This window comes from Qipengyuania sp. S6317L1, assembly GCF_023015615.1.
Taxonomy (GTDB): Bacteria; Pseudomonadota; Alphaproteobacteria; order Sphingomonadales; family Sphingomonadaceae; genus Erythrobacter.
The window spans coordinates 820,322-833,731 of the sequence record NZ_JALKAJ010000002.1 but is presented as its reverse complement, the minus strand read 5'-3'; the positions used below and the strand labels follow the sequence as shown (position 1 = coordinate 833,731).

The following is a 13,410-nucleotide window of genomic DNA, read 5'->3' as shown; positions in this document are numbered from 1 at the left end:
CCCCGCGCTATTTTCTTCGCGCGCTCAGGATGTAATTGAGCGCTTCGTCATCGCTTAGGTGCAGTCCTTTGCCCGGACGCCACGCAATGCCGCGTCTTTCGATCACTTCAAGGCCGACCTCGCCCAGCATCTCTTCAAGTTCTTCCGGAGTGACGAAATCTTCCCAATGGTGCGTGCCTTTGGGGACATAGCCCACCGCCTCTGCCGCGCCGACAAGCAGCACGCGCGATGCAGGCGTGCGGTTGGGGGTGGAGAGCACGAGAAGTCCGTCGGGAGCAAGCCGCGCCGCCACATCGGATAAGAATGCGCGCTTGTCTGCGACGTGTTCGACCACCTCAAGGCTGGTCACAAGGTCGAACGTGCCGATGTCGAGCGAGGCCACCTCGCCCAGCATGTAGCGAATATCGAGCCCGCTGCCTTCCGCGTGCGCGCTCGCTGCCGCGATATTATCGCGCGCCGCATCCACGCCTGTCACCTCAGCGCCCAGCCTTGCCAGAGGCTCGCAGACCAGCCCGGCACCGCAGCCGATGTCGAGCGCGGTTTTGCCCGCCAGCGGCCTGATGCTGCGTTCATCGCTGGCAAAATGCGCATCGACCGCCTGCCTGATAAAGCCGAGCCGCACCGGATTAACCTGATGCAGGCTTGCCATCTTTCCCTTCGGATTCCACCAATCTTTTGCAAGATCAGAAAAGAAAGCAGCCTCTTCGGGGCGGATTGTTACGCCACTGTCATTGGAGCGATTAATTGGATCGACGTTTGCGTTTCCCATCTTCTCCCGTTAGCAGCGCCTTCGACACATAACCAGCAACACGTAACCAGCGATATTCAACGAGCCGGATCACACCAAGGGGGCTAGCGAGGCTTGGCCGAGACAGACACCAAGATGAAGAAACGCGTAGTCATGAAGTTTGGCGGGACCTCGATGGCGGGGACCGAGCGGATTCGCCGCGTCGCCAATATTGTCCGGGCGCAGGCCCAGAACAGTGAGGTTGGCGTCGTCGTCAGTGCCATGGCGGGCGAGACAGATCGGCTTGTGAATTTCTGCCGCGAGGCCAATGCGCTTTACGACCCGGCTGAGTATGACGTGGTAGTTTCAAGCGGTGAGCAGGTCACCAGCGGGCTTCTCGCGCTTACCCTCCAAAGCTTGGGCTGCAAGGCACGCAGCTGGCTTGGCTGGCAAATGCCGGTGAAGACGGTTGAGGCGCACTCCAAGGCGCGCATCTCCACCATCGACGCGCCCGAAATGGTCGCAAGCATGGAAGCGGGCGAAATTGCGGTTTGTCCCGGCTTTCAGGGTATTTCGGACGAGGGCCGCGTGAGCACGCTTGGTCGCGGTGGGTCTGATACATCTGCGGTGGCAATCGCAGCCGCGGTGAAGGCGGATCGCTGCGACATCTATACCGATGTGGACGGGGTTTATACCACCGACCCGCGGATCGTTGCCAAGGCGCGCAAGTTGAAGGCCGTCACATACGAAGAGATGCTCGAGCTTGCATCTGTCGGCGCAAAGGTCCTTCAGACGCGCTCTGTTGGCCTCGCGATGAAAGAGGGAGTGCGCATTCAGGTGCTCTCGAGCTTTGTGGGCGATGACGCTGTGCCCGCAGACGAACTTCCCGGCACTCTCATCGTGTCGGATGACGAAATGGAACTCATGGTCGAAAGGGGCGAAATGGAACGCCAATTAGTCACCGGGATTGCTCACGACAAAAACGAAGCCAAGGTGACGCTCACGCGCGTGCCTGACAAACCGGGCGCTGTGGCCGAAATTTTCACTCCGCTGGCGGCTGCGTCTATCAATGTCGATATGATCATCCAGAACGTCGGGCGCGATAAGGGTGAAACCGATGTGACCTTTACTGTGCCGGCCGCCGACCTTGCGCGGGCAGAGGCGCTTTTGGAAGACAAGCGCGAAGCCATCGGCTTTAACCGCATCATCGCCGACACACAGGTTGCCAAGATAAGCGTTGTGGGTGTGGGCATGAAAAGCCATGCAGGGGTTGCGAGCACGATGTTCAGCGCCTTGTCAGAGCGGGGCATCAACATTCTCGCAATCACCACCTCGGAGATTAAAGTCAGCGTTCTGATCGATGAGGACGAGACAGAGCTTGCCGTGCGTGTCTTGCACACCGCCTACGGGCTCGACGCCGAAGACTGAGCGCGAGCGACTGACGCGTCTAACGGCTTATCGCATAACCGTGTGCTTTGGCCCGCGTTAAGGATGTCTGCTAACAGGTTGGTAAGAGTTTTTACCAGATCGTGAAGCTCCCAATTGAGGAGCCGCGCGATAATGGCCTTGAAAGCCCACCTAGAACCTTTGTCCTCTGCTCAGGCAGCCTCGCTTGAGGCACGGCGGCATGCACGCCGGACCTTGAACCTGAACACGAGCGGGGTGGTGGAAAACGGTTCTCCCGCCAATGTGACGATCCACAATCTCTCGGCAGCCGGCCTCTTGATCGAAACCGATCTGGAACTCGTGCCGGGCGACAGGCTCGCTATTGGCCTTCCCGATGTGGGGCCAGTGGGTGCGGAAATCGTATGGGTGAGCGAGCGCCTTTATGGTTGTGCGTTCGAGCAAGCCCTTGGCGAAGCGGCTCTTGCTGCGAGCCAGCTGGCGGCCAATCCGGCTCAAATCGGCGCACGCGTCGAAGAACCTGCCCAAGCGCCTGAACCTGCGCGTGGCTTTGCTGTGAGCGGCCAATCCTTTGGTGCTCGCCTGAACCGCCTGCGCCGTGAGAAGAGCCTTACGCTTGACCAGGTGGCCAATGCGCTCGGCGTGAGCAAGCCGACTGTCTGGGCGTGGGAGAAGGGCAAGGCGAAGCCCATTCCGGAGCGGATTGAAGGCATTGCCGAGGTTCTCGGGGTCTCGATCGGTGACCTTGCCGAGAGCGGCCCCGAAGGCTCGCGCGAGGCGGTCATTGCGCAATGTCGCTTACGTATCGCTTCGGAATACCAAATTGACCCCGACCATGTACGAATCATGATCGAAGTTTGAGGCGCGCGAATCATAGCGCCGAGGCGTTCATTTCGCGCGACGAAACGTCGTTTTATGGTAAACAAATAGAGTAATGATTCGTATTTTATATCAGTTACTTAACACAAACTAACAGATTTCCCCTGTCAAAGGCGGAATGAGGGTTTCAGCCAAAACGAGGCTCAATTTGTTAGTTTACAGGTGGCTTTTGGACAGTGCGGGTTGTTCGGGATTGTTGTTGGTTTTTCGGGGGCCAAATGCATGTCAATGCACTTCAAACACGCCGGAGCGCATCAGCGCACGGTAAATAAATGTAACACGGCGGATGATGTTCTGGTTCGCCTTGATAGCGCAGGATTTATCGTCGACGCTTCGCACAACGCATCGCGCTTTGGGCTTGAGTTGGATGCACTTCTTGTCAAACCTCATATTGCAGATGTTATCGACCCCAGCGCCCAGGCGAGGGTCACGCATTATTTTGAGCAAATCATCGCCGGCGAGGCTGAAACTCTTGCCAGTTCGGGCGGGGTTGAGTTTCCCCTGCATCAGATGGGCATCGCGTTTGCGCAAGGCGAAGCAGATACAATGCGCAGCAAACCATGCTGTGACATTGCCCATAATGATGCGGTGCAAGAATGGTGCTCGCTCAAGCTCGCGCGGGTAGAGGCAGACGAGAAAGGCCGGTATGAGGCGCTCGGCACATTGCGCGCTATCGAGCCGAGGGTTCCAAGCCAGCACGGTTCTGCGAAAGGCATCAGCACCGATACCGTCACGGGGCTTTGCGGCAGGCGCGGATTTGCTGGTCGCCTGAGTCGGGCCCTCGCAGTTGCAGAAACTGTCAGCGTTGCGTTGTTCGCCGTGGACGGGATGAAGGCGATCTACATGAATTACGGGCAGAACACAGCGGATGAAGTGCGCTGGGGATTTGCGCGTTTTCTCGAAGCGGTAACGGAACAAGAGCACTTTCTTGCCCAAGTCGACGACGAACGTTTCGGCGTCATCTTACCGGGCATGACACCGCGCGAGGCACGCGAATGGTGCGCTGATGCGCTTGCCCTGTTCGCAGGCCTGACCGGTTCGCCTGCGGGTCGGGCCAGTGACCTGACCGCGAGCGCGGGCGTAGCCTCCACCGAGATCAGCGCGGAATGGACCCTTCGTCAGGCCGAACTCGGTCTGATAATGGCGCGCTCGGCTGGTGGTATGCAAACGGGCTATTGCCGGGCGAATCCTCGCCTGTCGGACGGCGAAGCGGTCGAAAGAGCGATTGCGCGCGCTGCTGAACAGGCGGCTGGTCAGGTGAACCGGCGCGCTTCCTGAAAGTTTGCCTCAAAACCAGCTTGAACATTTGGACGCGCGCTGCGCCCCTGCTAGGGCAAGTGCATGTCATCTATTGCCACGATCTTGCTCCTCGGCTCAGGCGAATTGGGCCGCGAATTTGTCATCTCTGCCAAGCGTCTGGGCGCGCGCGTCATTGCGTGTGATGCCTATGATAACGCGCCCGCCATGCAGGTCGCAGACGAACGTGAGGTGTTTTCCATGCTCGATGGCGCGTCCTTGCGCGCAGCAGCCGAAAAGCACCAGCCCGATTTGATCGTTCCCGAGATCGAGGCCATCCGCACCGAAATTCTGGGTGAGCTCGAAGGCGAGGGTTTCAACATAATCCCTTCGGCGCGCGCGGCGCAGTTGACAATGAACCGCGATGCAATCCGCGATCTTGCAGCAGGGGAGCTTGGCCTCACCACTTCGCGCTATCGTTATGCGACGACTTTGGAAGAGGTGCGCGCGGCGGCTGAACATGCAGGGTTCCCTTGCGTGATCAAACCGGTGATGTCCTCCTCGGGCAAGGGCCAGAGCAAGGTCGATAGTGCCGAAGGCCTCGAAGAGGCGTGGGATTATGCCTGCGCCAATATGCGCGGCGACCGCGCGCGGGTGATCGTCGAGCAGTTCATCGCTTTTGATTATGAGATCACACTTCTGACCGTGCGCCATGCCGCCGGCATTAGTTTTTGCCCGCCCATCGGCCACCGGCAGGAACGCGGCGATTATCAGGAAAGCTGGCAACCCGCTGCCATGTCGGACGCCGCCATCGCCAAGGCGCAGGATATGGCGGTCAAAGTGGTCGAAGCGCTTCAGGGTAACGGCAAAGGCTGGGGCCTGTTCGGCGTTGAGTTTTTCGTAAGGGGCGAGGAAGTCATCTTCTCGGAGCTTTCGCCGCGTCCCCATGATACAGGGATGGTGACGCTCGCCAGCCAGCGCCTTACCGAATTTGACCTGCACGCCCGCGCCATCCTTGGCTTGGCGGTGCCCGCCGTGATCGATGCGGAGCCAGCGGCCTCTGCCGTGATCCTGGCCGACCGCGAGAGCGATAACTTCCAATTCGACGGACTGGCCGAGGCGCTGACAACCGACCCGGCCAGCGATGTGCGCATTTTCGGCAAGCCGACCACACGCCCCTATCGCCGCATGGCAGTGGCGCTGGCGCGCGCAGAGGATACCGACACAGCACGGGCGCGCGCTGCCGCGGCGGCACGGCAAGTGCGCATCACCTACTCGTGATTGATCTTTGCGCGTGTGCCCACTAATCGAGCGAGCATATGACCAATTATCCAAAAACGTCCGCCATGATGCAGCGCGGCACCGAATTTCTTGGCTGCGAAAGCGCGATCCTTTGCGGCGCGATGAGCTGGGTGTCTGAGCGGGGTCTTGTCTCTGCCATTTCCAATGCGGGCGGCTTTGGCGTGATTGCCTGCGGGGCGATGACGCCTGAGTTGCTGGATGCCGAAATTGCGGCGACGAAGGAGCTGACCGACAAGCCGTTCGGCGTGAATCTCATCACCATGCACCCACAGCTGTTCGAGCTTATCGCGGTCTGCAAGAAATACGCTGTGACCCATGTGGTGCTTGCAGGTGGCATCCCGCCCAAGGGATCGGTCGAAGCGATCAAGGAGTTTGGCGGCAAGGTTATCGTTTTTGCACCCACGCTTGCGCTGGCGAAGAAGCTGCTGCGCTCTGGCGGCGATGCTTTGGTGATTGAGGGGATGGAAGCGGGCGGCCATATTGGCCCGGTTGCAACCAGCGTTCTGGCTCAGGAATTCCTGCCAGCCCTGGCGAAGGATCACGTCGTTTTCGTCGCTGGCGGCATTGGCCGAGGCGAAGCGATCGCAGGCTATCTCGAGATGGGTGCTTGTGGTGTCCAGTTGGGCACCCGCTTTGCTTGCGCCACGGAAAGCATCGCGCACCCTGATTTCAAAAAGGCATTTTTCCGCGCCAAGGCGCGCGATGCAGAGACAAGCGTTCAGGTCGATCCGCGTCTTCCCGTCATCCCGGTACGCGCTTTGAAGAACAAGGGCACCGAGGAATTCAAACGCAAGCAGATCGAAGTCGCCGGAATGCTTGACCGCGAAGAGGTCAATATGGGTGAAGCGCAGCTTGAGATCGAGCATTTCTGGGCAGGCGCGCTTCGCCGTGCTGTGATCGATGGCGATGTCGAGAACGGCTCGATCATGGCGGGCCAGTCGGTCGGCATGGTAACCAAGGAGGAGCCGGTGGCTGAAATCATCACTGAGCTGATGGAGCAATGCGAAGCGGCATTGAGCGCGCGGGTGGCGGCATAGATGATCAGCGACGAAACAGACAGCTTCGACCTTCCCAATGCGTCGACAGACCTTGAAGGCCATGTTGCACTGGTAACAGGTGCCTCATCGGGTTTTGGTGAAAGGTTCGCCCGGGTCCTCGCAAGCCAGGGCGCGTCCGTGGCGCTATGCGCGCGCCGGGTGGATCGCCTGGAAGCGCTCGCAGAAGAAATCAATGCGGGCGGCGGCAAGGCTGTTGCTATTGAAATGGACGCAACCGACGCCGATGCCCTCATCAGCGCGGTTGAAACGGCGCAAGCCCAGCTCGGCCTTGTCGATATTCTCATCAACAACGCCGGCATCCCCGATGCACAGCGCGCGCACAAGATGGAATTGGAACTGATCGACCGGGTGCTGGGCGTGAATCTTCGCGCGCCGTGGATCCTGTCATGCGAAGTGGCGCGCAGGCTGCTTGCGGCGAACAAGCCGGGGCGTATCGTCAATATCTCCTCGACCGCGCATTACCGCTATGATGGCGGGGGCGCTGCGCTTTACGCCACGACCAAGACTGCGCTTGCCCGGATGACAGAGACGCTGAGCGTCGAGTGGGCCTATGCCAACATCAATGTGAACGCGATTTGCCCCGGCATGTTCGTCACTGAAATGACCGACGGCATGTTCGAGCGCATCGGCGATCCGCGCCCGATGCTTGCTCGCCAGCGCGTGCCCGTGCCGGCGCAGATGGACACAACGCTGCTCTATCTGGTGAGCCCTGCAAGCGAATGTGTGACCGGCGCCGTCATCAAGGTCGATGACGGCCAATCTGCGCGCATGAAAATGTGATCAGGCGCAGATGAGCGAACCTCTAGTTCTCAAGCTGGACTGCAACGATCAGCCCGGCATCACAGCGCGGGTCACCGCTTTTCTCTTTGAGCGCGGTTGCAACATCCTCGATGCGCAGCAATTTCGCGATGAAAGCAGCAATCGCTTTTTCATGCGGGTGGCGTTCGACCCAACCGGGACGACCTCGGAGGAATTGCGCGGGGCATTCGCAAAGCTGGCCGGCGAATATGCAATGGATTGGGAGATCGTTGCAGGCGACCGTCCGCGCCGGGTGATCATCATGGTCTCCAAGGGCGATCATTGCCTTGTCGACCTGCTCTATCGCCTGCGCATGGGTGAACTCAATATAGAGGTGGTTGCGATCATCTCCAACCATCCGCGCGATGTGGCGATCCGCACCGATATTGGTGACATTCCCTTCCATCACGTCCCCGTGACCGCGGATACCAAGCCCGAGGCGGAGGCGCGGGTGCGCGAAATCGCTGAGGAGACGCAGGCCGAACTGATCGTGCTCGCGCGCTATATGCAGATTCTGTCGGATGAGCAGAGCGCCCACTTCGCAGGGCGCTGCATCAACATCCACCATTCGTTCCTGCCCGGTTTCAAGGGCGCGCGGCCTTACCATCAGGCGCACGCGCGCGGGGTAAAGATTATCGGCGCGACAGCGCATTTCGTGACCGCTGACCTCGATGAAGGGCCGATCATTCACCAGGATGTGGAGCGTATCACCCACGCCGACAGTCCCGGCGATCTTGTTCGCAAAGGCCGCGATATTGAACGCCGCGTTCTTGCAGAAGCGGTGCGTCTGTTTGCGAGCGAACGGGTGTTGATGAACGGCAATCGCACGGTCGTTTTCAGAGGCTGATATGATCGTTGAGCGTCTCGACCATGTAAATATCGTGACGGAAGACCTTACCCAGACCGCGCGGTTCTATGCCGAATTGCTTGATCTGGAAGAACGCGATGGACCGCCTTCGATGCGGCCGGATCAGGTGCGCTGGATGTACGATTCTCGCGGGCAGGCGATCCTGCATCTCAACTCGGTCGATTTTCCAAGCACTTACAAGCGGCCCCTGCACCCCGGTGCTGCAACAGGCGCAATCCACCATGTCGCGCTTCGATGTGAGGGGTTTGAGACGGTCAAATCCCGGCTCAGGGATCGCGGCGCTGACTTCACTGTGAATGAAGTGCCTTCGATCGGGCTTACTCAGATATTTACCATCGACCCGAATAATGTCCTGTTAGAGCTTAACTTTTTTGCAGCGGAGCGGGACTAAGCCAACCGTCGTCGCGCAAGGGTTTGACCTGTGCACGGCTGACCGGCACTTCGAGCTCATTTTTCAGGATCAGCCTTATATCGCGGCCCTCGCGCTTGTGGCTCATCACCGCTTCGCGTGCTGCCCACCAGCTGCGGTGGACCTGACGCCCTTCACCTTCGGGCATGAGCGTGACCGCCTCGCTTAGCGGCATCAGCACCATTTCGCTGCGGTCAAACGCATGAACGCGGGTGTAGTGGTCTTCAACCGATAGCGCGAGGATTGCGGGAAAGCCTGTGGGCAGGCGCGCGTGCAGCTCGGTTTCGGCAATGACTGGTGTCGGCGTGTCTTGCGATCCCGCCTCGACCGGGCCCTCAACTTCGGGCACCGTTTCGGCGCGGGCGTAAAGAACATAGAAGAAGGCGAAAAAGCCAAGTCCTATGATGGATGCCCTGATCCAGACGTGGCCAAAACCATCGCCCATCGCGACTTCGTTGCCGCCCGACCAGTATAGAACGCCCCAGGTGATGCCGATCGTCGCCAACGGGATTGTGATCGCGTATCCCCATTGCGGGGCAAGGCCGATCATCTTGGCAACGGCAGTGCCCACAAAGGAGAGCAATTGCACCAAGGCCCAAGCAGCGAGGAAGCCCCCGATCCAATAGGCGAGCCGCGCGCCAAGCGGCATATCGGGCGCCACAAAAAGCCCTGAAATCGCAAGAATACAGCCGCATAGAGCCATAATCCCCGCTTCTGCCAAAAGCCTTTCAAGCCGGGTGAGATGCATCAGCGCGGACCATTCGCGAATTGCGCGGACGATCCGCGCATCACACGGACACGCGGCGCAGATGCGCTTGGAATTGCAGGCCGGAGCGTATTTTTGGAACGGGATTGCAACATCGCTTCGCTTTATCGCGGAGTGCAAAAAGGAAACAAGAGCGACATATGCCAAACCCAGCGCCGAACTCAGGATCCGAGCTGACAACCAAGCCCGCACCAGCGCGCCGGTCCGAAACCCTAAGTCTTGTCATTACAGGTGTATTGACGATTGTGGTCACGATCACCTTGACACTTCTGGCGATGACCTTCGGGGGTTTTGCTGCGCCGCAGTCGGTATCAACTGGCGAGACCCGGCTGACCGTTCCGGTGATGCTGCATCTGGCAACAGTTGTTCCCGCTCTCCTGCTTGGCCCGTTCATCCTGTGGCGCAAGAAAGGCGATGCCTTGCACAAGGTGCTCGGCCGGATCTGGGCGATGCTTATGGTCATCACCGCGATTGCCTCAGCCTTTATCGTTGCGCCGGGCGGAGGGATTGGGGGCACAGGCTTTAGCCCCATTCACTTCTTTACCGTGTGGACGCTGATCAATGTGCCGGTCGCGATATATCTCGCGCGCCAAGGAAAAATTCGCCACCACCGCGGCGCAATGACAGGGCTTTACGTAGGGCTGTGCATCGCAGGCGCCTTTACATTGCTGCCCGGGCGCCTGCTCAACACATTTTTCTTCGGATGAGGTCGGGCCTTAGCGCGCTGCCACCTGCTCGGCGCTTGCTGCTTCGAGCGCTTTGTCCTCATTGGCGCGTTGGATGACGTAAGCGCGGATCGCGTCGATCTCCTCCTTGGAAAGGCTGTCAGCAAAGCTCACCATGCCGTTATCCTTCAAGATGCCGTCATGCACCACCGCCTGCCAGCTTGCAGCGTTGCCAAGCGTGCCGGAGCGTCTTAGGTCCGGCAGCACGGTTGAGCCAACGGCGGCAGGCGCGTGGCAAACGGCACAATAGCGCGCGTAGTTGACCTTACCCAGAGCAATGGTCTCTGCGCTTGCGCGGCTGGGTGGTGGGTCGAGTGGAATGTCAGCAAGAGCCGGCATATCGGGGAGCGCCGCTTCGCCGCCGATCTTGAACACCAACAGGCGCGAGATGTTGCGCACGGGTCCCTGATCGTTGACGAGGTGGCCATCGGCGGTGATCGCATAGGCGCCGCCCCAGCCAGCGAGGACCGCGACATACTGCTCGCCGTCCACGGTGTAGGTGATGGGCGGGGCCACGATCCCGGTCTGCGCTGCAAAGCTCCAGAGCTTTTTCCCGTCGGCGGCATTATAGGCCGCAAACTCGCTTGACGAATTGCCCTGGAAGACCAGCCCGCCGCCTGTTGCGAGCAGCCCGCCATTCCACGGGCCGGGAAACTCGACGGTCCAGCGCGCTTCCTGCGCAACCGGATCCCACGCCATCAGCTTGCCCTTGACCGTGCCGTAAACCGATTTGCGAATGCCAAGATTGGGCGGCAAATCACCGGCGCCAAGGTCGAACCCTACGTTAAAGCCGCGCGCGCGATCAGGCTTCCAATCGGCTTCCGGCGCATAGGCAGAGGCCGCTTCGAAGGCCGGAATGTAGACCAGCCCTTCGCCCGGGTGGAAGGCCATCGGGTGCCAGTTGTGGCCGCCAAGTGGCCCGGGCATGACGATCGCCGGTGCGCCTGTCTTGTCGATGCGCGCTTGCGCGTTGAAGATCGGCCGCCCGTTTTCATCAATGCCCTCGGCCCAGTTTTGCGGAATGTATTCCTCAGCCGAAATAAACTCGCCGGTTGCGCGGTCGATCACATAAAAGAACCCGTTCTTGGGTGCCTGCATGAGGACTTGGCGCTCCTCACCCTCAATCTCCATATCGGCCAGGATTATGTGCTGTGTCGCGGTGTAGTCCCACGTCTCGCCCGGCGTCGTTTGATAATGCCAGACATATTCGCCCGTATCCGGGTTCAGCGCGACGATACTGGAAAGATAGAGGTTATCGCCTTCGCCCGTGCCATCTTCACCCGGCGAACGATAAGCGCGGTTCCAAGGGCTCCCGTTGCCAACGCCGATGTAAAGGAGGTTCAGGTCGGCATCGTAAGCCATCGAATCCCAGACCGTGCCCCCGCCGCCAATAGCATCGGACCCGGCGAGCGCTTCCATGTTCCAGGTTTCAGCAGCAGCTTTCAGGTACTCAGGCGCATCATCGCCTTCTGTCCCGTCTGGCACGGTGTAGAAGCGCCAGAGCTCGCTCCCATCCTCGACATCGTAAGCGGCGACATAGCCGCGAACGCCAAACTCTGCGCCGCCATTGCCGATGATGACTTTGCCATCAATGATGCGCGGTGCGCCGGTGATGGAATAGGCCATGTCCTGATTGACGGTGACGACTTCCCAATTGACCTTGCCCGTATCACGGTTGAGCGAAACAAGCCGCCCGTCGAGCGTGCCAAGGAAAAGGTCATCGCCCCACGCGGCGAGGCCCCGGTTGACCACATCGCAGCATACCTTGACCCCGGTTTCGCCTGGCACTTGCGGATCGTAATCCCACAATGGCTCGCCAGTGGTCGCGTCGAACGCCTTCACTTTGGACCACGCAGTGGTGAGATACATCTTGCCATCAATCACGAGCGGCGTTGCTTCCTGCCCGCGCGCTGTGTCCATATCGGCGTACCAGGCAAGACCGAGTTCTCCGACGTTTTCGGCGTTGATATTGTCTAGTGGAGAGAAGCGCTGCTCGTCATAGGTGCGCCCGTGGGTGATCCAATTGGCATCATCGTCGCCCGCAGCCAGCAGCATCGCCGCCGTGATGCCGCCCTCATTGCCTGACGTCATCTCCTCGCATGAGGCCAAACCCAAAGCGCCCAGCGCCAGCACCGGCGCTGCCAAAATCAGCTTCTTCATGTTCTTTTCTCTCCCAGCGGAACATTTCAGTCCCGTCTTGCAACGCAGTCTGCCTTGCAAAATGCCGCTTGTCCATGGGGGGCACAAAAGCCTATCCATGCACGCAACAGCGCTGATCAAAGGAAGATAATCGATGTGTGATGAAGCCAAATTGAAAGAATGGGCGCGCGGACAATTGAACCGCCGCGAGCTGGGCATCCTGGCGGGTGCTGCTACGATTGCGGCCTGCGCTCCGGATGCTGTGACCGCTGAGGGCGGCGAAAGCGAGGGCGCGGTGCAACTCACACAGACAAATGTGACGTTCGAAACCGCTGACGGCACAATGGATGCTGTCTTCGTGCACCCGGCCAAAGGTGAGCACCCCGCCGTTATTTTCTGGCCCGACATCGCCTCAATTCGTCCCGCCAAGATCGACATGGTGCGCAGGCTTGCGAGCGACGGATTTGCCGTGCTGATGCTCAATCCGTATTACCGCGATGTCGCGGGCCAGCAGTTCGCCGATTTTGCCGATTTCTTTGGCAATGATGGCTTTGCAAAAGTGTCACCGTGGCGCGGGAAACTCGACGCCGATTCGATCGGCCGCGATGCGACTTCGGCAGCGGCATGGCTTGACCAGCAGGACGCTGTCGACACCGGTCAAGGCATCGGCACGCAAGGCTATTGCATGGGCGGACCGTTCACCGTGTGGAGCGCGGCGGCCGTGCCTGAGCGGATCAAGGCTGCGGCGAGCTTCCACGGCGGGGGGCTCGTGCGTGATGACTATGACAAGAGCCCGCACAAGGTGCTTGGTGAAACCACGGCAAGTTATCTGATTGCGGTGGCGCAAGACGATGATGCGAAGGCGCCAACCCACAAGGATGAGTTCGCAGCCGCAGCCGAGGCGGCGGGCCGTCCTGCCAAGGTCGATGTCTATGCAGGCGACCACGGCTGGACCGTGCCCGATAGCCCTGCTTACGCTGAAGACGCCGCTGAAAAGGCGCGCGCCGACCTGCTCGCGCTTTATGAGGAAGCCCTTTAAAGCTCGCCTCCGAAGGCGTTTTCCTACGGCTTGGGCGCTGGTCTATGGCGCTCGCCGTGC

At 59.8% G+C, this 13,410-nt stretch carries 13 protein-coding genes; 10 read left to right on the top strand and 3 right to left on the bottom strand.

Going from position 1 to position 13,410, the window contains the following annotated elements:
* Positions 1 to 7 precede the first annotated feature (7 nt).
* Complete coding sequence (ubiG, locus tag MWU38_RS05345) at positions 8 to 769, bottom strand: bifunctional 2-polyprenyl-6-hydroxyphenol methylase/3-demethylubiquinol 3-O-methyltransferase UbiG (protein WP_247270781.1); 762 nt, start codon at positions 767 to 769, stop codon at positions 8 to 10.
* A 132-nt stretch (positions 770 to 901) separates the two neighbouring features.
* Between ubiG and MWU38_RS05340 the strand changes: the two genes are divergently transcribed.
* From MWU38_RS05340 to MWU38_RS05305, 8 genes are all read left to right on the top strand, one after another.
* Complete coding sequence (locus tag MWU38_RS05340; RefSeq protein ID WP_247271247.1) at positions 902 to 2,155, top strand: aspartate kinase; 1,254 nt, start codon at positions 902 to 904, stop codon at positions 2,153 to 2,155.
* Between the two features lie 132 nt (positions 2,156 to 2,287).
* Entirely contained in the window at positions 2,288 to 2,992 is a 705-nt protein-coding gene (locus MWU38_RS05335; RefSeq protein WP_247270780.1) for a helix-turn-helix domain-containing protein, read from the top strand.
* A gap of 240 nt (positions 2,993 to 3,232) precedes the next feature.
* Complete coding sequence (locus MWU38_RS05330; protein ID WP_247270779.1) at positions 3,233 to 4,288, top strand: diguanylate cyclase; 1,056 nt, start codon at positions 3,233 to 3,235, stop codon at positions 4,286 to 4,288.
* Between the two features lie 63 nt (positions 4,289 to 4,351).
* The gene (gene purT, locus MWU38_RS05325) at positions 4,352 to 5,527 is read left to right on the top strand and encodes a formate-dependent phosphoribosylglycinamide formyltransferase (RefSeq protein ID WP_247270778.1); all 1,176 of its coding nucleotides are present in this window, start codon (positions 4,352 to 4,354) and stop codon (positions 5,525 to 5,527) included.
* 38 nt (positions 5,528 to 5,565) lie between these two features.
* Entirely contained in the window at positions 5,566 to 6,585 is a 1,020-nt protein-coding gene (locus tag MWU38_RS05320; RefSeq protein ID WP_247270777.1) for a nitronate monooxygenase, read from the top strand.
* Positions 6,586 to 7,386 carry an SDR family NAD(P)-dependent oxidoreductase gene (locus MWU38_RS05315; protein WP_247270776.1) on the top strand — a complete coding sequence of 267 codons (801 nt, stop codon included), beginning with the start codon at positions 6,586 to 6,588 and terminating at the stop codon, positions 7,384 to 7,386. It begins immediately after the preceding gene.
* Positions 7,387 to 7,396: 10 nt separating this feature from the next.
* The gene (purU, locus tag MWU38_RS05310; protein ID WP_247270775.1) at positions 7,397 to 8,251 is read left to right on the top strand and encodes a formyltetrahydrofolate deformylase; all 855 of its coding nucleotides are present in this window, start codon (positions 7,397 to 7,399) and stop codon (positions 8,249 to 8,251) included.
* 1 nt (position 8,252) lies between these two features.
* A complete protein-coding gene (locus MWU38_RS05305; RefSeq protein ID WP_247270774.1) occupies positions 8,253 to 8,663 on the top strand; it encodes a VOC family protein in 411 nt (136 codons plus the stop codon).
* On the opposite strand, the gene MWU38_RS05300 is transcribed toward MWU38_RS05305, so the two are convergent.
* Positions 8,635 to 9,567: a LytTR family DNA-binding domain-containing protein gene (locus MWU38_RS05300; protein ID WP_247270773.1), complete on the bottom strand. Its 933-nt coding sequence runs from the start codon at positions 9,565 to 9,567 to the stop codon at positions 8,635 to 8,637. The genes MWU38_RS05305 and MWU38_RS05300 overlap by 29 nt on opposite strands.
* 125 nt (positions 9,568 to 9,692) lie before the next feature.
* On the opposite strand from MWU38_RS05300, the gene MWU38_RS05295 reads away from it, so the two are divergent.
* Positions 9,693 to 10,154: a DUF2306 domain-containing protein gene (locus MWU38_RS05295; RefSeq protein ID WP_247271246.1), complete on the top strand. Its 462-nt coding sequence runs from the start codon at positions 9,693 to 9,695 to the stop codon at positions 10,152 to 10,154.
* Positions 10,155 to 10,163: 9 nt separating this feature from the next.
* Here the strand turns inward: MWU38_RS05295 and MWU38_RS05290 are convergent, their stop codons facing one another.
* Positions 10,164 to 12,332: a PQQ-dependent dehydrogenase, methanol/ethanol family gene (locus MWU38_RS05290; RefSeq protein WP_247270772.1), complete on the bottom strand. Its 2,169-nt coding sequence runs from the start codon at positions 12,330 to 12,332 to the stop codon at positions 10,164 to 10,166.
* A gap of 133 nt (positions 12,333 to 12,465) precedes the next feature.
* Here MWU38_RS05290 and MWU38_RS05285 point away from each other — a divergent pair, with 133 nt between their 5' ends.
* Positions 12,466 to 13,350 carry a dienelactone hydrolase family protein gene (locus MWU38_RS05285; RefSeq protein WP_247270771.1) on the top strand — a complete coding sequence of 295 codons (885 nt, stop codon included), beginning with the start codon at positions 12,466 to 12,468 and terminating at the stop codon, positions 13,348 to 13,350.
* Positions 13,351 to 13,410 lie beyond the last annotated feature (60 nt).